This window comes from Streptomyces sp. NPDC041940 (assembly GCF_055589465.1).
The window spans coordinates 13,313-33,638 of the sequence record NZ_JBVJBP010000011.1; the positions used below are offsets into that span (position 1 = coordinate 13,313).

At 69.5% G+C, this 20,326-nt stretch carries 17 protein-coding genes and 4 pseudogenes; 10 read left to right on the top strand and 11 right to left on the bottom strand.

Features of this window, described 5'->3' with window-relative positions:
• The first annotated feature begins 227 nt into the window (after positions 1-227).
• Entirely contained in the window at positions 228-677 is a 450-nt protein-coding gene (locus tag ACZ6I3_RS19725; protein ID WP_469416049.1) for a hypothetical protein, read from the top strand.
• Between the two features lie 465 nt (positions 678-1,142).
• Positions 1,143-1,709 carry a 2'-5' RNA ligase family protein gene (locus ACZ6I3_RS19730; RefSeq protein ID WP_469416050.1) on the top strand — a complete coding sequence of 189 codons (567 nt, stop codon included), beginning with the start codon at positions 1,143-1,145 and terminating at the stop codon, positions 1,707-1,709.
• 90 nt (positions 1,710-1,799) lie between these two features.
• Here ACZ6I3_RS19730 and ACZ6I3_RS19735 read toward each other — a convergent pair.
• Positions 1,800-2,027: pseudogene (locus ACZ6I3_RS19735) on the bottom strand (IMP dehydrogenase); the annotation flags it as partial.
• A gap of 312 nt (positions 2,028-2,339) precedes the next feature.
• Between ACZ6I3_RS19735 and ACZ6I3_RS19740 the strand changes: the two are divergent.
• Complete coding sequence (locus ACZ6I3_RS19740) at positions 2,340-2,831, top strand: DUF2975 domain-containing protein (RefSeq protein ID WP_469416052.1); 492 nt, start codon at positions 2,340-2,342, stop codon at positions 2,829-2,831.
• Positions 2,831-3,050 (top strand): annotated as a pseudogene (locus ACZ6I3_RS19745) (helix-turn-helix domain-containing protein); the annotation flags it as partial. The gene ACZ6I3_RS19740 and the pseudogene ACZ6I3_RS19745, both read left to right, overlap by 1 nt.
• On the opposite strand, the gene ACZ6I3_RS19750 reads toward ACZ6I3_RS19745, so the two are convergent.
• The 3 genes from ACZ6I3_RS19750 to ACZ6I3_RS19760 all read right to left on the bottom strand — a co-directional run bounded on the left by ACZ6I3_RS19750 (position 3,033) and on the right by ACZ6I3_RS19760 (position 6,001).
• Entirely contained in the window at positions 3,033-3,926 is an 894-nt protein-coding gene (locus ACZ6I3_RS19750; RefSeq protein WP_469416054.1) for a quinone oxidoreductase family protein, read from the bottom strand. The pseudogene ACZ6I3_RS19745 and the gene ACZ6I3_RS19750 overlap by 18 nt on opposite strands.
• Before the next feature lie 65 nt (positions 3,927-3,991).
• A complete protein-coding gene (locus ACZ6I3_RS19755; protein WP_469416055.1) occupies positions 3,992-4,540 on the bottom strand; it encodes a YrhB domain-containing protein in 549 nt (182 codons plus the stop codon).
• Positions 4,541-5,002: 462 nt separating this feature from the next.
• Complete coding sequence (locus ACZ6I3_RS19760) at positions 5,003-6,001, bottom strand: YdcF family protein (RefSeq protein ID WP_469416057.1); 999 nt, start codon at positions 5,999-6,001, stop codon at positions 5,003-5,005.
• 302 nt (positions 6,002-6,303) lie between these two features.
• On the opposite strand from ACZ6I3_RS19760, the pseudogene ACZ6I3_RS19765 reads away from it, so the two are divergent.
• Positions 6,304-6,426, top strand: a pseudogene (locus ACZ6I3_RS19765) (IS5/IS1182 family transposase); the annotation flags it as partial.
• A 247-nt stretch (positions 6,427-6,673) separates the two neighbouring features.
• Positions 6,674-7,171: a peptidylprolyl isomerase gene (locus ACZ6I3_RS19770; RefSeq protein WP_469416058.1), complete on the top strand. Its 498-nt coding sequence runs from the start codon at positions 6,674-6,676 to the stop codon at positions 7,169-7,171.
• Positions 7,172-7,353: 182 nt separating this feature from the next.
• On the opposite strand, the pseudogene ACZ6I3_RS19775 reads toward ACZ6I3_RS19770, so the two are convergent.
• Positions 7,354-7,569 (bottom strand): annotated as a pseudogene (locus tag ACZ6I3_RS19775) (NF041680 family putative transposase); the annotation flags it as partial.
• On the opposite strand from ACZ6I3_RS19775, the gene ACZ6I3_RS19780 reads away from it, so the two are divergent.
• The gene (locus ACZ6I3_RS19780; protein WP_469416060.1) at positions 7,523-7,771 is read left to right on the top strand and encodes an e9imm peptide; all 249 of its coding nucleotides are present in this window, start codon (positions 7,523-7,525) and stop codon (positions 7,769-7,771) included. The pseudogene ACZ6I3_RS19775 and the gene ACZ6I3_RS19780 sit on opposite strands and share 47 nt — an antisense overlap.
• A gap of 249 nt (positions 7,772-8,020) precedes the next feature.
• Here the strand turns inward: ACZ6I3_RS19780 and ACZ6I3_RS19785 are convergent, their stop codons facing one another.
• Positions 8,021-8,542, bottom strand: coding sequence for a GtrA family protein (locus ACZ6I3_RS19785; RefSeq protein ID WP_469416061.1), 522 nt, complete (start codon positions 8,540-8,542; stop codon positions 8,021-8,023).
• A 371-nt stretch (positions 8,543-8,913) separates the two neighbouring features.
• Here ACZ6I3_RS19785 and ACZ6I3_RS19790 point away from each other — a divergent pair, with 371 nt between their 5' ends.
• Together ACZ6I3_RS19790 and ACZ6I3_RS19795 are read left to right on the top strand one after the other, a co-directional pair.
• Complete coding sequence (locus ACZ6I3_RS19790; RefSeq protein WP_469416062.1) at positions 8,914-9,102, top strand: hypothetical protein; 189 nt, start codon at positions 8,914-8,916, stop codon at positions 9,100-9,102.
• 317 nt (positions 9,103-9,419) lie between these two features.
• The gene (locus tag ACZ6I3_RS19795) at positions 9,420-9,731 is read left to right on the top strand and encodes a GNAT family N-acetyltransferase (RefSeq protein ID WP_469416063.1); all 312 of its coding nucleotides are present in this window, start codon (positions 9,420-9,422) and stop codon (positions 9,729-9,731) included.
• A gap of 34 nt (positions 9,732-9,765) precedes the next feature.
• Here ACZ6I3_RS19795 and ACZ6I3_RS19800 read toward each other — a convergent pair whose 3' ends face one another.
• The 5 genes from ACZ6I3_RS19800 to ACZ6I3_RS19820 form a co-directional block, all read right to left on the bottom strand.
• Positions 9,766-10,521: a VOC family protein gene (locus tag ACZ6I3_RS19800; RefSeq protein WP_469416065.1), complete on the bottom strand. Its 756-nt coding sequence runs from the start codon at positions 10,519-10,521 to the stop codon at positions 9,766-9,768.
• Between the two features lie 79 nt (positions 10,522-10,600).
• On the bottom strand, positions 10,601-11,158 hold the full coding sequence (tpg, locus tag ACZ6I3_RS19805; protein WP_469416067.1) for a telomere-protecting terminal protein Tpg: 558 nt from the start codon (positions 11,156-11,158) through the stop codon (positions 10,601-10,603).
• Between the two features lie 3 nt (positions 11,159-11,161).
• Positions 11,162-13,282 carry a telomere-associated protein Tap gene (gene tap / locus ACZ6I3_RS19810; RefSeq protein WP_469416069.1) on the bottom strand — a complete coding sequence of 707 codons (2,121 nt, stop codon included), beginning with the start codon at positions 13,280-13,282 and terminating at the stop codon, positions 11,162-11,164.
• A 114-nt stretch (positions 13,283-13,396) separates the two neighbouring features.
• On the bottom strand, positions 13,397-13,990 hold the full coding sequence (locus tag ACZ6I3_RS19815; protein ID WP_469416070.1) for a response regulator: 594 nt from the start codon (positions 13,988-13,990) through the stop codon (positions 13,397-13,399).
• Positions 13,987-18,126, bottom strand: a complete 4,140-nt coding sequence (locus ACZ6I3_RS19820; protein ID WP_469416362.1) for a HAMP domain-containing protein — start codon at positions 18,124-18,126, stop codon at positions 13,987-13,989. Before ACZ6I3_RS19820 ends, ACZ6I3_RS19815 begins: the two co-directional genes overlap by 4 nt.
• Positions 18,127-18,441: 315 nt before the next feature.
• On the opposite strand from ACZ6I3_RS19820, the gene ACZ6I3_RS19825 reads away from it, so the two are divergent.
• A complete protein-coding gene (locus tag ACZ6I3_RS19825) occupies positions 18,442-20,307 on the top strand; it encodes a SpoIIE family protein phosphatase (RefSeq protein ID WP_469416071.1) in 1,866 nt (621 codons plus the stop codon).
• Positions 20,308-20,326 lie beyond the last annotated feature (19 nt).

Consider the following 20,326-nt stretch of genomic DNA (forward strand, 5'->3'; position numbering starts at 1 on the left):
ACCCCCCCCCCCCCCCCCCCCCCCCCACCCCCCCCCCCCCCCCCCCCCCCCCCCCCCACCCCCCCCCCCCCCCCCCCCCCCCCCCCCCCCCCCCCGCCCCCCCCCCCCCCCCCCCCCCCCCCCCCCCCACCGGGGTTGAGGCCGCGCGTAGCGGATCGTTTCTGCTCGGAACACCCCGTGTGACCAGCGGCCGAGCGGGCCGCTACCGAAGCAGGAAAAGGGGAAGCATGGCTGCCATCACACAGATCGCCGCGCGAATCTGGACTGCGGACGTCGAGGGGGCTGACACAGGGTCGTGGGCCTACCTCGGCATCGCAGGCCGCGAGTTCCTCGTCGACAGCACCGGCTCCGACTTCGGCCGCAACGCGGACCCGACGTTCCACTTCGGCGAGGGCTCCAACGTCGAGAACGCCGAGGAGAACGACCCGCGCACACCGCAGCTCGACACCACCGACCTGGAGTACTTCCCGGTCTACCTGCGCATGGAAGGCGCCGGCAGCGCGCGGCCGTGGTGCCTGGAGTGGGTGGAGGTCACCGTCAACCCCGGGACCTCCAACGCCCACACCTGCAACCACCCCAGCCTGATCGGGAGCGGCGAGAAGCACCGGATCTGGCTGGACAACAGCTACGGCAAAGCCCTCCACCTACGCCCCGCCAGGAGCGCGCCTCCCCAGTGAGCCGATGAACCGGTAGGCGCACCCGTGGCCGATCACCGAGTGCCGGCGATCGGCCACCCGATGGGACTCCCGCTCAGCCATCTTGCCTGTGCCGCAGCGGGCGACTGCGTGCCGCGACGTCAACTGCGGAGGGAGTTCGCCGGACGGGTCCTCGGCGCCGAGCTGCGCGGCCACCGGCTACGGCACGGCCAACCGGACGCGCACCGTGCCCGGCCTCGCCGGGAAGGCCCCCCAGCGGGCGGGGCCCCTCACGAAGCGTGAGATCCCGAGGTGCGCGAGCGCGGCGGAGCTGATTTCTTGAAGGAGCACCCCGTCCATCGCGGTCACCGTGTTGCCTCGCGCCAGCCAGCCCAACAGCGGGTACCTCGCGCGCTGGGCCCGTCCTGCATCGCAGAGGCCGAGGCCACGAGATCGCCCACGGACGGCAAGCCCCTGCGGAAGCGCTGAGCGACACGGAGGAAAGCGATGGCCATTGGTCAGACGACGAATGCCTTCATCTGCTTGAGGGTCCCGCCCGAGCTGGTGGACGACCTGGTCGACCTGCAGCGCGAGGTCCAGGACCGCGTCGACCCGCAGCAACCCGAGCACATCCACATCACTCTGGGATTCCTCCACGGCGCCGACGAGCAGAAACTGGCCGACGCCCGCACGTTCATCAGCGAAGGCCCCTGGTCCGCTCCGGCCATCCGCCTCACCGGCGAGGTACGCCACAGCAGCTGGACCCTGAAGAAGAACCCGGCCTACCGATACGACGAGGCCACCGTCCAAAAGGGCGAACAAGTCCGCCTGGGCGTCGAGCACCACCCCGAGCTCGCCCGCATCCAGCAGGACATCACCCAGCACCTGAACATCGTGGAAGACGGCTTCTGGCCCCACGTCACGCTCGGCCTGGCACGGGAGGACTTCCCCGCCTCCGAGGTCAAATCCCTCAAGCTCCCCGCGGTCAGCGGACCAGCGCCCAGTGTCGACGTGCAGCAGGAAGCGTCCGCCACCGCATTCACCACCCTCCTCCGGAAAGACCTCACCGCCTGACCTCCACGGCGAGCCGGACACAGTCCGGGCACCGATGCCCATACCGGTGCCCAGACGTGCGCACGCCCGCCGTCCCGGGGTCGGTCACGTCTGGATCAGGTCGGGCAGGAACCGGCGGACCGGGGCGGGTCCGCCAAGGGTGTGGATGCCAGCGAAGAACAGCTCGATCCCGGGGACCGTCACGTCGTAGTTCACGCCAACCTAGCCCAGGTGCCCGCCGCCGCGGGTGGCGCCGATGGCCTGCATGAACGACTCCTAGGTGCCGACCGCCTCGACGACCGAGTGCGCGCCGAGACCGCCCGTGAGTTCCGGACGCCGACAGGCCTGAGAGCCAGAGCCCCGCCCGGCGGGGGCGGAGCGGAGCTGGGTGCGGAGCTGGGTCGGGACGCGGTCGGCACTGGCTGGACCAGGCGGGTGCGCGGGTAACGGCCATGCGACAGTTGCCGATTGCTTCGGCCGGGCGGGGAAGGCGCGCGGCAGAAAGCCGCAACGACTGCGGCTGGCCCCTCCCCCGCCCACCGATCGCGCCCGATCCGCAAACAGCGAAAGTGCCGCTCACTTCATCCCAGCACTTGCCCTAGCTATCGAATATCGATAGATTCCCATCGCGTTTCGATGGAAGGATGGGTCATGGGAAAGCTGACCGTGCGTGCGCTGCGCGCCGTGCTCGTGGTGGTGCTCGTCGGCACCGTGTTCGTGCAGGCATTGATGGTGTGGACCTTGGTCAGCGGGAGCGACCCGGAGGACGGGTCGCTCCCGCTGACCCCGCTGCGGGTGATCACGATCCTGGGCATGCTGTCGGCCCAGGTCGCCCTGATCTGCGTATGGCGGCTGGTGACGATGGTGCGACGCGCAACCGTGTTCTCCCACGCCGCCTTCCGGTACGTGGACGGCGTGATCGGCGCGATCGTCGGGGCTGCCCTCCTGTGGTTCGCGGTCACGCTCATCAATGCGCCGGGCCAGCGGGACGACCCGGGCGTCACCGTCATCATGGGCGGGGTCGGTGTGGCCATCCTGGGGGTCGCGCTCATCGTCCTCGTGCTGCGGATGCTGCTCGCCCAGGCCGTCGCGCGCGACGTCGAAGCGTCGCAGATGCAGGCTGAGCTGGACGAGGTGATCTGATGCCGACCGCTGTCGACATCGACGTGATGCTGGCCAGGCGGAAGATGTCCGTGGGCGAGCTCGCGGACCGCGTAGGGATCACGCCCGCCAACCTGGCGGTACTCAAGAACGGCCGCGCCAAGGCGGTGCGCTTCGCGACGCTCACCGCACTCTGCGAGGTACCTCAAGTGCCAGCCGGGCGACCTGCTCGCCGCCGCCCCATTAGAAGTTGAGGACGATCGCGCCGATCGCTTGCCGGGAGGTGAGGCGGGTGAAGGCGTTCTCGAAGTCGTCGAGGGCGAACCGGCTGTCGATCACGGGGTGGAGGGCGCCCTGCGCGGCCAGTTCGCCGATCGTCTTGAGCCCAGGAGCGATCGCTTCCTCGGGTTCGTTGTGGACGGCGTAGGCGGTGAGGTGCTTCTCGCCCATGAGCAGGTCGACGATGTCGAGTTCGGTCTGCTTGCCGCCGGTGAATCCGAGGGAGACCACGGTGCCACTCGGCCGGACGGAGCGCAGCAGTTCGCCGAGCCGGTCGCCGCCCACGGGGTCCAGATCAGCGTCCGCGCCCTGCCCGCCGGTGGTCTCGGCGACGGCCGTTGCCAGGTCCTGCGCCAACAGGTCGATGGCAGTCTCGGCGCCCAGGTCCAGGGCCTGGTGGGCCTTGTGTGCGGTGGAGACCAGGTCGGTCTGCCCCTGCTGTACGTGGGCGGCGCTGGTGAGGGCGAGGTAGGCGGTGAGGAAGTTGACGGTGTGTGCGGCGCCTTCGTCGAGGTCGACGGCGTCCGGCAGTGGGAGCAGGCGGTTGTCCGGGACGCTGACCCACTGCTGGTAGGAGCCGTCGGGAGTGACGCCGAGGTCGCTGTGGCCGTAGAGGGCGACCCGGGTGCCGGTGGGGAAGATGTCGCTTTCGTCGACCGTGCCCGAGCCTTGGTTGCCGAGGACCAGGGGAAGGGGCGGAGCCCCGAAGCTCCCGGTGCGCAGCGAGTTGGCGAGCTGGTTGGCCGTGGCCGCGTGGACGCCAACCAGGGAGTGGCCGGAGGTGCGGTCGGGGACGGGGCGCTGCTCGATGCCCATGTCGCGCACGGTGGCGGCGCGGCGGGTGACGATCGGCATCATGGTCCGCCGACTCGCCCGGCGAGGGCCGGCCGCACGGCTAGGACCCCGTCCCCTTTACCGGACCGCTACTGAACCGGGCCAGCCAGGGTGCCGATGGACAGCGGAGGGCATGTCTCCGGCGACCGGGTGAGGTCGACCAGCTCCTCCGGCGGCTCGTCTCCGTCCCGGACGGCCAGGACATAGGCCTTCGCCTGGTGCAGCCCCAACAGCGGGGCCTGCTTCCGCAGGTGGCGCATCGCGGCCATGGTCCCCTCGGAGTGCACGAGCGTCTCAACGGCCGCGACCAGCGGGTCGGGCGGCCGGACCCCCCTGATCTGCTGGAGGTAGAGGTCCTCCCAGACACCGGCTACGTATGTGGTGGCAGGGATGTGGTGGATACTCCCGTCCTGCCGGTCCACAAGGTAGGGCCCGTGGCCCACCAACATCTTCCCGACGTCGCGGCTGCGGATGTACTCCACCGATTGCCAGACGACCAGCCACCCGAGAGCGTGCTCCTTTACGTCGCAGACTGCTAGCGCGGGCAGTCGTGCCATCCATGGTGACTCCTGCCGCTGTCTCGACAGCAGGGCCTTGACCAGCTGCACGGCGCGCTCCTTGGTAACCACGCTGCTCATCCTTCACCACGGCGCAACCGGATTCTGTTCCCCGACCTGACCATCCCTAGATCGAGATCTCGAACACGGTCTCAGCTTGTTCTTTAACCTCCGTCCCATCTCTGCCGCTCCCCCCTTAGCAGTGACCTGCGTGACGACACCCGGTAGTGCCTGTCTCTACCGGGTCACGGAAACGTACCGTGGTCGTTCTCTGTTCGGCGCGTACTGCATCGAGATAGTCAGGATGGAAGTACAGGGTCGGCGCACCCTAACGGAACGAGCAAACCCTCCGTGTCACACAATCCGGTGGATGCCCCGGGCCCCAGACCGGTGAACGTTTCCGGTCACAGCCATAGCCGCACGCACCCCGCGCAGCGGGCTGCGCGCACCGCTCGGGCAGCCCGGCCAGCCCTCTCCCCTCCTCAGCCTCAACCGCGCCATGTACGGCGCCTTTGTTAGGGCTTCGTATCTGCGGCCGGCGCTTCAGTGCTCCAAGACCGCCGTCGCCACCGGGACTGCCAGCAGCAGGCTGAGTCCGACCAGCAGAAGGCGGTCCAGCCACAGGGTGGCGGCGAATTCGCGCAGTGTCGCGGCCAGCCAGTAGGCGGGGGAGGTCGGCGCGCCCACGACGTGCACGGGCACGCCGACGCGGCGGGCCAGCAGGGTCGTGCGGTAGACGTGGAAGCCGCTGGTGACCACCGTGGCACGGTGGCCGGGAATGGTGCCGTCCACGAGGGCCGCGCTGAAGCGGAGGTTCTGCCCGGTGTTGACGGAGCGGTCTTCCCGCACGATCCGGTCGGCGGGCACTCCGCGTCCGCGCAGATACTCGGCCATCGCGTCCGCCTCGGAGCGGACCTCGTCGTCACCCTGGCCGCCCGAGAGGACGAACACCACACGAGGCGTGTCCGGTGCGCGAGCGGCGTCAATCTCAAGGGCGCGCTCCAGCCTGCGGGTCAGCAGTGGGCCGGGCCGGTCGCCGTCGAGCCCCGCGCCCAGGACGACGACATGGGTGGACTCCGGCAAGGGGGTGCTCCGGCCCCGGACGAACACATAGCCGGCGAAGACGAGAAAGAGCAGAGTGAGATATCCCGCGGCCGCGTTCACCGCGACCACGATGACACCGAACGCTTCGCCGCCCACCGCGTGGAAGACTGCGTTGAGGCCGAGCACCGCCAGCACCCCGCAGCCGGCGGCCCCGGTCGCCAGCAGGGCTGCCTGCGGTCCGTAGCGCCGGACCAGGAGGACGCCGTCGGCCAGCAACAGCAGGCCCAACACGAGCGCCAGGAGAAGAGCGGCGACGGCGAGGACGGTTGCGATGGTCGGGTGGGCCGCCGCACTGCGACCGGCCACGCCGAGTCCGGCAGAGGTCACCGCGAGGCAGAACAGGACGGCGGTGGAGAACCGGTGCGGTGCCAGCAGGGCGTTGACGACGCCGCCCGCGGCAAACACGACCGCGGCGAGGTACTCCGGGTACTGAGGCATATGCCGCACCGCTCCGCTCTCCCGCCCGCCGGGCCGCTGCCCGTACCCGCCCGTCTCTCGCCGCCCGCGGATTCCCGGACCCGGTACGGACGGCTGCCGGCCATCCTCCCAGACCTGCTGTGGTGCGCCGAACGCGGGCGGGCCGGCGGTGCGTTCGGCGGGCCGGCATGTCATACCGGTGGTGCTGCCCGGCGGCCGCGCAGGACACACAGATGGACGGATGTCGACGGGCGGCATGGGGTCGCCGGCCCTGAGCGCAGCGGGTATTCGGGAGTTGCAGTATTCGCCCGCAGGGCGAGCAGGCCCGCATCCGGCCCGGTCATGTCAGCGGTGACAAAGCGTACGACTCTCGCCGTAACAGGCGCTGTCTGCGCGAAGACGGATCAAGCCACACAATCCCGGAGCCGAGGAACCATAGGGCGAACACTTGTGCTCACCTGTGCTTAGCCCTCCATGAAGCTGGGAGCGGCAAATAGCCTCGGTGAAGACACCAGTTTCTGGCGGGGAGGCCGTACTGCGGCGGATCGCCGACGGACTGTTCGGATCTGGCCGACGCCGAGCACCGCTTCTTCGCCGTCCCGCGTCTGGGTGCAACGCGGTCTGTGAGGGAGGGAGGGGCGCCTGGGGGGGGGTGGGCCGTTCCGGACGATGCCCAGATGTCAGCATGTGGGCATGACTATCAAGGTGTTCTTCGACATCACCATCGACGATGTTCCCGCCGGCCGGATCAACATGAACCTGTTCGACGACGTCGCCCCCAAGACCGTGGAGAACTTCCGCGCGCTGGCGACCGGCGAGAAGGGCTTCGGCTACAAGGGCTCCTCCTTCCACCGCGTCATCCCGCAGTTCATGCTCCAGGGCGGTGACTTCACCCGCGGCGACGGCACGGGCGGCAAGAGCATCTACGGCGAAAAGTTCGCCGACGAGAACTTCACACTCAAGCACACCAAGCCGGGCCAGCTCTCCATGGCCAACGCCGGCCCGAACACCAACGGCTCTCAGTTCTTCATCACCACGATCGTGACATCGTGGCTTGACGGCAAGCACGTCGTGTTCGGCGAGGTCGCCGACGAGAGCAGCATGGAACTCGTACGGAAGATCGAGGGCTACGGCTCGCGATCCGGCCGTACCTCGGCCACCGTCACCATCGCCGACTCCGGCACTCTCTGAGAGTTCACCCGTCCGTACGGCGGGAAGGGCTTCTTCGCGCCTGGCTGCGCGGTGACTCTGGTTACGCCCCGCCAGGAGCGCGCCTCCTCAGCAGGCCGCTGAACCGGTAGGTGCACCCGTGGCCGATCACCGAGCGCCGGCGATCGGCCACCCGGTGGACTTCCGCTCAGCTTGTTCTTTATCTACCAAGATCTTCCGGGCTTGCCGATGGCCTTGAGGGTCTCGGGGCGTTTGACGGTTCTGCCGACGTCGTAGCGGGGTGCCCGGTGTTTGTTCTTGGCGCCGGGTGGCCGTCCGGGGCCGGCGCCTCGACGTTTGGGAACACGGGTCGGGCAGGCCAGGTGAGCGCGAATGTTCCTGAACCCTCGGCGGACCCGGGCGGGGGTGAGCCGGGCGGAGGCGGTCGCGCTCGGACAGCAGATCATGGAGGCGGACCACGCCTCCGACGACGAGGTGGCCGACTGGCTGGACAGGCTCGACAGATCACTGGCATGCCCGCCTGGTCACGTCAGCGACTTGGTCTTCTGGCCGCCGGAGCGGGAGCTTTCGGCTGGTGAGGTGGTCGATCAGGCCCTGGCGTATCGACCGATCGTTTTGTGAGGTCGGGACTCAACTCCGAAGCCAGATGAACGGAGCTGCGGTGGTCGCGGTGCCGACGGACTGGTGGAACGACGCGGCGGCGGGCGAGGCGTGGAGTAGAACGCGCTACGCCAGTCCTTGCGCCGGTGGCCTGATCGGTCCGTGGCCCACGGGTCAGCGCGGAGCCCGCGAGTACGGCTGCGGGCTGCCCGCCGTGCCGCCGTGCCGCTGGTGGACAGCTCGTGATGCGGGCCGTTGTCGGCGGAAGGGTCAGGCGGTCCGGCAGAGCGTCGCCGGGCCGGCCGGTGCTGCGGCGCGGGCCAGGGTCGCGTGCACGGGACGTGCGGTGCGGGCAGCGGCCGCGGCCTGCGAGTGGTTCCGGGCGAAGACAACAAGGCGCAGCACCGCGAACCGTGCGACACCGGCGAGGGCGCAGGCGGACAGATAGACGGCCTGCTCGATCACCGCACTGGGTACGGCCACCCACTGGTGCAGGATCAGCATCGCCACACAGGTCACCGCATACGCGGCCGCCGCGGACCCGGCCGACTGCGCGTGCTGGCGCCGCGTCGCGCGCCCGCCGGCACCGAAGGTGAAACGGGCGTGCAACTCGGTTGCGATGAGCGTGGAAACCGCGGTGACCAAGGCGTTGGCCAGAACCCACGGGATCCAGGAGGCGAGCGCCGCCACGGCGAAGCTCGAGGCGAGCCCCACTCCGCCGCCGCACAGCACGAAGCGCGCGAAGGCGATAGAGACGCCGGGTGCCGCCACTTGTCGGCTCTGCGCTGCCATGAACAACCCCCTTGATCGGCCGCTGCCCGAAACGTGTACCTCTCGGCTTGCGACGTCTCCCATGCCCTGTTTCTTACAATAGAAACGCTACGTTGCGTTCATAGTATGCGCAAGCGCATTTTCGCGGGGAGTTGCTATTCGTGCAGGTCAGCTACCTCAATGTCATTGCAATAGCTTCCACAGAACGCAACGAGCAGAGTCTGTTCATTGCAATGGATTGAACGTGAACGCTCCGGACGACGGGCGCGGCTCCGACCCCCGGGTCGGACCGAAGCAGTACCACGCGGCTCGGCCGACTCCTCGGCAGAGCTGTCGAGACCTTCTTCGAGTTCACCAACGCCGACGGGTTCGGGACCACCAGTGAGGGCGTCATGCAGATACCCGCCTCCTACTCGGACACGTACGAGGAGCAGGCCCATACCCAGGTGGCCGCCATCGGCGAGCGCGACGGTGTGCCGTGGGCGGCGGTCGAGCACTGTCTGTTCCATCCGCAAAGCGAGGCCAGCCCGCCGACCGGGGGTGGATGGACGGCCACGAGATCGTCCCCGTGCGGGCCATGATTCCGGGCTCGTCGTGGCCGTGGCCTGCGGCGAGGCCGCACTGCCGGTCTTCTGGGTCGGGCAGCCGGTCGAGGTCCGCATCGACCTTCCGGCGGGCATCGCGCATGCCGCGCTGCATACCGCTGGCCATCTGGTCGAGGCGACCGGGCAGGCACAAGGGTGGGTACTGGCCGCGAACGAACACCTTCCCGGCCAGACCCGGATCGAGTTCACCGCGCTGCAGCCAGACGTCCGACTGGACAGCCCTGAAGGGCGGGAGGAGGCCACCGAGGCGCTGCGCACTGAGGTTGACGGATCGGTGGAACGCGATCGCGCGTATGCGAGCAGGTCTTACCGTGGTCGCCGCAGCCGTCGAGCACGGGGGTGCTCTGTCCGCGGGCCGGCACCAACCGCTCGGAGGAGTCAGCGAGATCGTCGGCGTCGGAACGCTTCCCGCGGCTCGACGTCGCGGTCTCGCACTCGCGGTCACCGGGGCGCTGGTGGCCGACGCCCGGTCGCGGGGTGCCGAGATCGTCTTCCTGTCGGCAAGTGACGACGACATCGCGCAGATCTACGCCCGACTCGGCTTCCGCGAGATCGGTACGGCGCTGGTCGCCGGACCGAGCGAGTCAACAACTCCGGCTCTGTGATGGACAAGTGGTGTCCGCACTCGGATACGTCGGGTCAAGGCTGCGTGTCAGGACGGCCGAGGACGCAGAACTCGTGACCCTCCGGGTCGGCCAGGCATGTCCACGGGACGTCGCCCTGGCCGAGGTCGAGGTCGGTGGCGCCGAGGGTGCGCAGGCGGGCCACCTCTGCTGCCTTGTCGTCACCGGGGTACGGCAGCAGGTCGATGTGAACGCGGTCCGGCACGGTCTTCACTCCGGGTGTGCGGAGGAACTCCAGATACGGGCCGACGCCCTTGGCGGAGCGCAGTACCGCCTGATCGTCCGTCACCTCGTGCAGGGTCCAGTCCGTCGCCTCGCCCCAGAACCGGGCCATGGCCCGCGGATCCACGCAGTCGACCACCACCGCGGCGATGGGCCCGGTGTCGCGGTAGATCTCCCGGGGCTCCAGCACACAGAACTCGTTGCCCTCCGGGTCGGCGAGGACCGTCCACGGCACGTCGCCCTGGCCCACGTCGGCGGGCGTCGCACCGAGAGCCTGGAGGCGCGCGATCAACTCCGCCTGATGGGCCGCGGAGGTGGTGGCGAGATCGAGGTGCGCGCGGTTCTTCGTCGTTGTCTTGGGTTCGGGGACGGTGACGACGTCGACGCAGACGGCGACCGGGTCCGGCCAGACGTAGTCACCGACGGGTTCGACGTTGGTCACGCCGGGTCCCTCGCTGGAGACGCCCCAGCCGAGCGCCTCCGCCCAGAATCGGCCGACCGCCGAGTCGTCAAGAGCCTTCATGTTCACGTTGACAGGTCGCAGTGGCATGCCGACGATCCTATGCAGCCGCCGCTGTGCAAGAGGTCCGGAGGTACCGTCGGCCTGCCGTGTTCCGCGGGGGGCCGCGTCAGAAGTCGAGATCCAGGTAGTCGATGTCGTTGATGGCGACGTCCGACAGTCCCATCGCGCGTGCGCCGCCGTCCTGGAAGTACACGTCCTTGAACCCGTCGGCGATGATCTGCCGCATCTGCTCGTCGCCGGCGCCGGCGTCCTGTGCGTCGAACAGGCGGCCGGCGTACTCCGGTGGGAGGTGCACTGTGAGGCGGCGGAAGCGGCCGTCGTCGGTGGTGCCGATCGGCGCGGTGTAACCGAAGCGGGCCCTCGTCTCCACCGTGATCCCGCCCGTGGCGGCGGCCTGCCGTCGGCGGCGCTTGCGTACCTGTGGCTGCCAGCGGGCCCGTACCGCTTCGTCGATCTTCGTGGCGACGTCGGCCCGGGGGTGCTTGCGGGCGCCGCGCCGGTAGCGGTTGACGGAGTCGGCGGTGACACCGATCTCCTGGGCGACGGCCTTCGCGCTGCCCAACTGCCGGATCAGGTAGCCGATCCGGCCCTTCAGCGTCTTGGGTGGCTCCCGGGTGAAGGACTCCCGGTCCGCACGTTCGATCGCGTCCTCGATCTCCGTCACCGGTCACTCCCCTTCTTCCAGGACGGCGTCGCCGCCCTTGATGTGGCGGGCGGGGTTGTAGCCCGCTTCCATCAGGTCGACGGCCCAGGACATCTCCTGGACGCCTTCGAACTTCGCCAGGCCCGGGGTGGGTCCGAGGCGGAAGGTGCCGGGGATGGGCTTGCCGGAGGTGCTGTAGGGGAGGATGTCGATCGGCGAGCGGGACGGCGCGGGGTAGACGACGCAGTCGGACAGCACGGCGAGTGGGTACAGGCCCGTCATCCTGGCCATGTTGAGCAGCTTGCGGTGCATGTTGACCCGGGCCTTGGAGATGACCGCGGCACGGATGTCCGGGCGCCAGGTCGGGCGCTCCATGGCCGGCCACGCATCGCCCTCCCGGTAGTCCTTGCCCTGGGGGCGCTCGCGGAGCTTGCCGACTCCGCCCTTCACGGTGGCCTTGATGGCGGCGAGTACGGCGGCCAGGGCCGGGTCGGTGTCCTTGTGCCGCTCCATCGCCGCGAGGAACGCGCGGTCGTCCAGGTCCCGGGTGACGCCGAGGTCGGCCATGGTGTCGACGTACGCGGTCCGCAGCCGGTCGTGCCAAGGGTCCAGGTAGGCGCCGGTCTCCCGCCGCAGGTATGCCTCCAGCGGCTGGACGTTGAAGCCCAGTTCCTGGGCGTAGGCGACGGTGTGGGTCTGGTACCAGGCCGGGCCGGTGGGACGGGTGCCGGAGGGTGTGAACGGGCTGGGCAGACGAGGGTCCAGCTCGACGTGCGAGAGGTCCACCAGCCAGGAGCCGGGAATCTTCGGGTTGAACACCGGGGCACGGAAGTGGTCCGGGGCGGACAGGCCGACCACCAGGCGGGCGGCGGAGGCGAGGAAGGCGGTGTTCAGGTCGAGCCCGAGCGCCCAGGGCAGGGAGACCTCGTCCCCGGTGAGGAGATTGACGTCGCGCACCCACTGGTAGGCCTCCTCGTCGAGGAAGCCGCCCTGCCAGTCGTGGTGCACGACCAGGGGGTGTTCGGGGACGCATTCCGGTGGGGCCGGGTCGATCGGTTCCGTTCCGAGCGAGCCGGGGTTGTGGCCCGAACTCCACTGGCCGGTCGTACGATCCTGCACCGCGCGTGTGGGCGGGCGCAGCGCTGTCATCAGTTCCAGGCCGGAGACGGCCGTCGACCCGCGCGGGGTGAGGACCCGCTGTGCGTAGACGCCCAGGACGCGGGCGATGTCGGCCGGTTCCAGGTCCGTCACGCCGGGCCAGGACCGCTCGTCGAGGGCGTCCCAGGGCAGGATCGCGAGTTGTACGCACTGCCGCTGATTGCCCTGGGCCGGGCGGTACACGCGGGCCCACGGGCCGAATCCGCGTCTGGTCAGCTTCCACTTCGCCCTGGTGACCTGCTTGACGACCGGGTGATCCTCCGCCAGCCGCAGGCCCCTGCGGTCCTCCAACCGCTCGGGCAGTCCGAGCTTCACGGCGGCGGCCGTGGTGAGCACGATCAGCGGGTCGGCGTCACGGCCGTTGCGGTGCAGCCTGGACGCGCCGAGCCCGGACTCGCGCAGCGTCCACTCCACCAGGTCGGGGACGGTGGAGGCGGGGCAGTCCAGCACGATCCCGTCGACGCCGTATGCGGAGCCGTCGCCGTCCAGGACGGCGAGCGGACCGTGCGGGAAGGCGGTGTCGACGGTGGGCTTCGCGGAATTCGCTGCGGCCAGGCGCTGCGACGAGGTCGCCGGGCGGGCGGCCGGGCGCACGGGGCGCTGCGGGGTGGCCGGGACGGCGGGTGCCTCCGGCGGCGCGGCGCTCTCCGGTTCGGGGGCGGGCGGGCCGGTGAGCGTGTCCGGCGTGTCCGGCGTGTCCGGCTTCGACGCGGTGGCCGGGGCAGTCGGGATGCCATGCGCGGGGTACTTCGCCGCCCAGCCGTTGAGGAGGCGCTGGTACGCCTCCAGGCGCGGCGACTTCGGCTCGCTCCTGCCGTTCTCGTAGTTCTTCACCGTCTGCGTCGACGTCTTCAACGCGAGAGCGAGACGGGCCTGGGTGATACCGGCGGCCTCACGCAGCCGGGCGCGTTCCGCCGGGGGCGGGAGCTGCGGCTCCTCTTCCAACAGGGCGTCGACGGACGCGAACAGCTCTTCCTCGGTGGCCATGCGGATCTCCCTTCGCGTGGCCACCCTAGCAATCCTTACCTCCTCATTTAACCTCCTCCTTTAACCCAATCAGGCCTTGTTCCGGTGCGGGTGCGGAGCGGAAGGCGAAGGCCCTTACTCAGTGCCGGTGCGTTCCGGGAGGAGGGTTCCCACGGCGCGCTCCACCTCTGCGACGCGGTCGGCGAGTGCCGCCGTATCGGCCTCGGCTTCCGGTCTGTTGCGCAGTAGCAGCTTGATCTCGGTGAGCTGCTGGGCGATCTCTGTGAGCCGGTCCGTGTCCGTGCCGGTTGCGCGCATCGCCAACTGGCGGTTCTTGCGGTGCAGATCGAGGAAGACGGTGACTTTGGTGCGCAGTACCCAGGGGTCGACCGGTTTGGCGATGAAGTCGGCGGCGCCGATGGCGTATCCCCGGTAGGCGTAGTCGGCGCCGCCTTCGGTTCCGGTCACCAGGATGATGGGGACGTCTTTGGTCTGGTCGAGGCGTTTGATGTTGGCGGCGGTCTCGAAGCCGTCCATGCCGGGCATGCGGACGTCGAGGAGGACGACGGCGAACTCCTGGCGCAGCATGGCTTTGAGGGCTTGTTCTCCTGAGCGTGCGCGGACCAGGTGCTGGTGCAGTGGGCCGAGCACGGCCTCGAAGGCGATGAGGTTCTCCTCCATGTCGTCGACGATGAGGATGCTGCACGGGTTGGCCAGGTTGGTGTTCATCGTGCGTCCTCGGGCGGATCGTCGGCAGTGGTGTCCGGGTCCTCTGCGGGTGCCGGGGGGTCGTCGGGCGGGTCGAGCAGGTCGCAGATCGCCGAGAGCAGGCGGTCGATGTTGACCGGCTTGGGCACGTAGTCGTTGGCGCCGCTGTCGATCGCCTTGTCGCGGTCCTGGGGCATGGCCTTGGCGGTGAGCGCGATGATCGGCAGGTGGGCGAGGCGGGGGGTGTCCCGGATGGTGCGGATGGTCTCGTAGCCGTCCATTTCCGGCATCATGATGTCCATCAGGACCAGGGAGACGTCAGCGGCGCGCTCCAGGACCTCGAGGCCCTCCCGGCCGTTCTCCGCGTACCGCACGGTGATGCCGACTCGGCCCAGGGCGTGGGTGAGGGCGAAGACGTTGCGGATGTCGTCGTCGACGATGAGGATGCGGCGACCCGCCAGGACGCGGCCGGGGCGGCCGCTGAGCCATTCCTTGAGCCGGGTGGTCTCCGGCCAGGTGTCCTCGCGGCCGTTGGTGGGCTCGGCGGCCTGACTGCCCGTCAGGTCGTCCGGCGGGTGCGGGGCCTGGGTGCCGGGCTGGAGGGCTTCCGTACTGTCGAGCATGTGCTCCGGTGAGGTGCCCGCGGCTGTGACCGCCGACGGCGCGGGCTCCGGGGGAAGGGCGGGCGCGGTGCCGACGGTGCGCAGGTCCGCGGGGCCCTGTACGGCGGTGGCTCCGGGGTGGAGGGCGGGGATGTAGAGGGTGAAGCGGGAGCCCACGCCCGGCTCGCTCTCGGCGACGATCTTGCCGCCGAGCATTCCGGCGATCTCGCGGCTGATGGACAGGCCGAGGCCGGTGCCGCCGTACTTGCGGTTGGTGGTCCCCTCGGACTGCTGGAACGCCTCGAAGATCATCGGAAGCTTGTCGGAGGCGATGCCGATCCCGGTGTCCTTCACGGAGAAGGCGATGACGGCTTCGGCGTTCTTGAGCGTCTCCTCGGTGAAGTGCATGCCCAGCACCCGGCTGACGCGCAGCTCCACATGGCCGTCGTGGGTGAACTTCACGGCGTTGGACAGCAGGTTGCGCAGTACCTGCTGCAGGCGCTGCTCGTCGGAGTACAGCTCGGCCGGTACGTCCTTCTCGACCGCGATCTCGAAACCCAGGCCGCGGTCGATGGTCAGCGGCCGGAAGGTCGCGTGGACGTAGTCGAGCAGCTTGATCAGCGGGAGCGTCTTGGGGCGCACGTCCATCCGCCCGGCCTCGATCTTCGACAGGTCGAGGATGTCGCTGATCAGCTGGAGCAGGTCCGAGCCGGAGCGGTGGATGGTGGTCGCGAACTGCACCTCCTGTTCAGCCAGGTGTCCGTCGGGGTTGTCGGCGAGCAGCCGGGCCAGGATCAGCAGGGAGTTCAGCGGGGTGCGCAGTTCGTGCGACATGTTCGCCAGGAACTCCGACTTGTACTGCGAGGCGGTCGCGAGCAGTGCGGCCTTCTCCTCGAGCTCGGCGTTGGAGCGCTGCAGTTCGTCGGACCGCTCGCGCAGCTCGGAGGTGAGCCGCTGGGACTCCGACAGCAGCGACTCCGTACGGGAGTTGGCGATGATCGTGTTGGTCGAGACGCCGATCGTGTTGACGAACTGGTCGATGAAGGCCAGGTGCACATCGTTGAACTTGCTGAGCGAGGCCAGCTCGATCACGCCGAGCACCTGGTCCTCGAAGATGATGGGCAGGATGACGATGCTGGCCGGGCGGGCGGTGCCGAGCCCGGAGTTGATGGTGATGTAGTCGGGCGGTACGTCCGTGATGAGGATGCGTTTCTTCTCCTGCGCGGCCTGTGCGATCAGCCCACGGCCCGGGGTACCGGTGCCCGGCAGCGGGCTGCCCCCGCCGGCCTGGTCCGTGCCGTACCCGGCGATGAACTGCAGCCCCTCACCGGGTGGCGCCCCCGCTTCGGCCAGGAAGAACGCGCCGAACTGTGCGTTCAACAGCGGGGTCAGCTCGCGCAGGATCAGGTCGGCGACCTCCACCAGGTCGCGGTGGCCCTGCATGAGTCCGGCCATGCGGGTCAGGTTCGACTCCAGCCAGTCCTTGGCGCGGGTGGTCTCGCGGAGGTTGGAGACCATGAGGTTGATGTTGTCCTTCAGCTCGGCGACCTCGCCCTGCGCCTCGACCGTGATGGCGCGGGACATGTCGCCCTGGGTGACCGCGCTGGCCACCTCCGCGATCGCCCGGACCTGGGTGGTGAGATTCAGCGCCAGCTCGTTGACGTTGGTGGTGAGCCGTTTCCACGTTCCGTAGACGCCCTCGACGCGCGCCTGGCCGCCCAGCTGTCCCTCGCTGCCGACCTCCCGGGCGACGCGGGTGACCTCGGAGGAGAACGAGGAGAGCGTGTCGACCATCGTGTTGATGGTGGTCTTCAGCTCCAGGATCTCGCCGCGCGCGTCCACGTCGATCTTCTTCGACAGATCGCCCTGGGCGACGGCCGTGGCCACCTGGGCGATGTTGCGGACCTGCGAGGTCAGGTTGTAGGCCATGAAGTTGACGTTGTCGGTGAGGTCCTTCCACACCCCCGACGCCCCGCGGACCTGGGCCCGGCCCCCCAGCCGGCCCTCCGTGCCGACCTCGCGGGCGACGCGGGTGACCTCGTCGGCGAACGCCCGCAGTTGGTCGACCATCGTGTTCACGGTCTCCTTCAGCTGCAGGATCTCGCCGCGGGCATCGACGGTGATCTTCTTCGACAGGTCACCGTTGGCGACCGACGTCGTCACCTGCGCGATGTTGCGGACCTGCGAGGTCAGGTTCGACGCCATGAAGTTGACGTTGTCCGTCAGCTCCTTCCACACCCCCGACACCCCGCGGACCTGGGCCTGCCCGCCCAGGTTGCCCTCGGTGCCGACCTCGCGGGCGACCCGGGTGACCTCGCCCGCGAACGCCGACAGCTGGTCGACCATCGTGTTGATCGTCGACTTCAGCTCCAGGATCTCGCCCTTGGCCTCCACCGTGATCGTCTTGCCCAGATCGCCCTGGGCGACGGCCGTGGCCACCTGGGCGATGTTGCGCACCTGCGAGGTGAGATTGTCCGCCATGAAGTTGACGTTCTCGGTGAGGTCCTTCCACACCCCCGACACCCCGCGGACCTGGGCCCGGCCGCCGAGACGGCCCTCCGTGCCGACCTCCCGGGCGACCCGGGTGACCTCACCCGCGAACGCCGACAACTGGTCGACCATCGTGTTCACCGTCAGCTTCAACTGCAGGATCTCGCCCCGGGCGTCCACCGTGATCTTCTGACTCAGATCGCCGGTGGCGACCGCCGTGGTCACCTGGGCGATGTTGCGCACCTGCGAGGTCAGGTTCGACGCCATGAAGTTGACGTTGTCCGTGAGGTCCTTCCACACCCCGGACACGCCCGGCACCTGGGCCCGGCCGCCCAGTTGCCCCTCCGTGCCGACCTCGCGGGAGACCCGGGTGACCTCGTCGGCGAACGCCCGCAGCTGGTCGACCATCGTGTTCACCGTCAGCTTCAGCTCCAGCAGCTCGCCGGTCGCCTCCACCGTGACCTGCCGGGTCAGATCACCCCGCGCGACCGCCGTGGTCACCACCGCGATGTCACGCACCTGCGCGGTCAGCCGGGACGCCATCGTGTTGACGGCCTCGGTCACATAGCGCCAGTCGCCGGACAGCCCCTGCACCGTGGCACGCCCGCCGAGGCGGCCCTCGGTACCGACCTCCCGGGAGACCCGGGTGAGCTCGCCGGTGAACAGCGACAGCTGCTCCACCATGCGGTTCACACCGCGCCCCAGGCGCCGCAGATCACCGCGCAGCTGGCGCCTGCCGTCGTGCAGCTCGGCGCGTTGCGTCAGATCACCGTCAGCGACGGCGTCCAGGACGCGCGTGGCATTCACGATCGGGACGGCCAGCGCCTCCAGCAGTGCGTTGGCCGCATCCACGCTCGCCGTCCAGCCGCCCGACCCGGGACTCGCCGCCAGCCGCTCGTCCAGCCGCCCCTGCCGGACCACCTCACGGCGCACACGCTCCAGCTCCGACGCCAGATGCGCGTTGCGCGTGGTGAGCTGGTCGAACGCCCCCGCCAGCTCCCCGACAATCCCTTCGGGCACGTTACCCATACGTACAGTGAAATCGCCGTCACAAAGCGAACTCATGGCCGCCAGCAGCGGCCGCAACTCGGCCACATGCACCCACTCACCCCCCGGGCCGGGCGCAGGCCGAGTCGCGGCCGCGGAACCGGGTCCACCGGGCTCCCGCTCCCCGGATTCCGGCTCAGAAGAAACGAGTTCGGAGCGAGCGACAGAATCCATGACAACACACTTCTCTTGGCACAAAATATGACCACTCACCATTTAGGCTACATTCGTCCTGTACTCGTCCGCAGTGAGCTGGCAGGGGTTGCCGTGAGGCCACAAGCGGGGTCGCAGACACGACGGTCCTTGGGTCCGCGTTCAACAGCAGCAGCACGGATGCATGTACCCGCCAACGAACTCGCGGCGGCAGCGGCACGCAAGTTCGTGCGCGCCGTGCTCACCGAACGGACCGCGCCCCACTCCCCCGAGGCGCCGGCGATCAGCGACCGGTCCGTCGACGATGCCGTGCTCCTCGCCAGCGAACTGGTCACCAGCGCTGCCGCACACGCCGGGTCCGGCCTCGAAGTGGCCTGTCACCTCCAGGTCGGGCCCGGACCGCACGCACACGGTCCCTGGGCCGAGGCCGGGACCGCACAGACCCGTGCCGGGGCCGGGTGGGTGGGTGTCGTGGTCGAGGTGCTGGAGCACGGCCCCGCCGACCGTCCCGCCGGCACCACAAGCCCGCACAGCCCCGTGCACGGTTACCGCCGGCAACTCATGCACTCACTGGCCGAATCCTGGGGCGTGACCTGCCGGCGCACCGGGAAGGCCACGTGGGTCCGCCTGGAATGCGCGACGGCACCCCCGCTCACCGCCACCGAGCACCGCGTCGCCGGCCTCCCGGCCGAGGTCACCCGCCGCCCGCCGCCACCTCCCGAGCCCGCCCTGCCGCGCGGACATCCCGGACACCGAGCCCAGTGGGCCGAACGCGAAGGGCAGTGGTTCCTCGCCGAGGCCGGAGAACTCCTCGCGGGACAGCTGGACGAGGACATGGTCGCCGCGCTCACCGGACAGCTCCTGGTGCCCAGGCTCGCCGACTGGTGCGCCATATGGCTCACCACCGACCACGCCGGCCTGCGGCTCTCCCGTGTCTGGCACACCGACGAACAGCACATCCGCACCCTCCGCCGGTCCCTGGAGAAGGACCCCCCGAGCGCGGCGCTCAGCACGACCGGCCTCCCCTGGCCGTGGCCCGAAGGCGAGAAGACCCCCGACACAGGCGGCTCCGCGCTGGCCTTCCCCCTCGTCGCCGGCGGCCGGTACCACGGCACACTCCTCATCGGCCAGGCAGGACAACCCGAACTCACCGACACCGTCGTACGACTGATCGAAGACGTCGCCCGCCGTACGGCCCAGGCGGTGGTCACCGCCCGCCACTACACCCGCCAGGCGACCATCAGCCGTACGCTCCAGCGCGGCCAGCTCCCCACCTCGCTCGCCGCCATCCCCGGCATCGACACGGCGATCGTCTACGAGCCCTGGGCGGAAGGCCAGACCGTCGGCGGCGACTTCTACGACCTGTTCCCCATGGGCCGGCACCGGTGGTGCTTCCTCCTCGGCGACGTCTCCGGCCATGACATGGAAGCCATGTCCGTCACCGGTCTCGCCCGCCACCTCGTACGACTTCTCGCACGCGAGGGCCACGGCGTCGAAGCCCTTCTCAACCGCCTCAACCACGCGATGACCGAGGAAGCCGCCGAAGCCACCACGCCGCGCGGCGAACACGAAGGCCCCCGCCTGCTCAGCCTGCTCTACGGGGAACTCGAACCAGATCCGGCCACCGGCAACACCCAGTGCACCATCGCCAGCGCCGGACACCCGCCACCTCTACGACTGACGACAAACGGCACCGTCATATCCGCCGCGCGCCCCCAGATACTCCTCGGCGTCGAAGAGCACGCCAATTACCACGCCGACACCATCACCCTCACGCCGGGCGAAACGCTTCTCTGCGTCACCGACGGCGTCACCGAACGCCGCAACGGCACACGCCAACTCGACGACGACAACGGCCTCGCGCGCATACTCGCCACCTGCACGGGGCTCGGCGCCAAGGCCATCGCCGAGCGCATCCGTCAGACCACCCATGACTTCAGCACCCAGCCCATCGCCGACGACCTCGCCATCCTCGTGCTCGAAGCGGTGCCGGCGCTCAGGAGCGCGGGGACCATCACCACCAGTCACCCTCATGGTGAGTACTGATTCGCCGAGCGGACTCAGA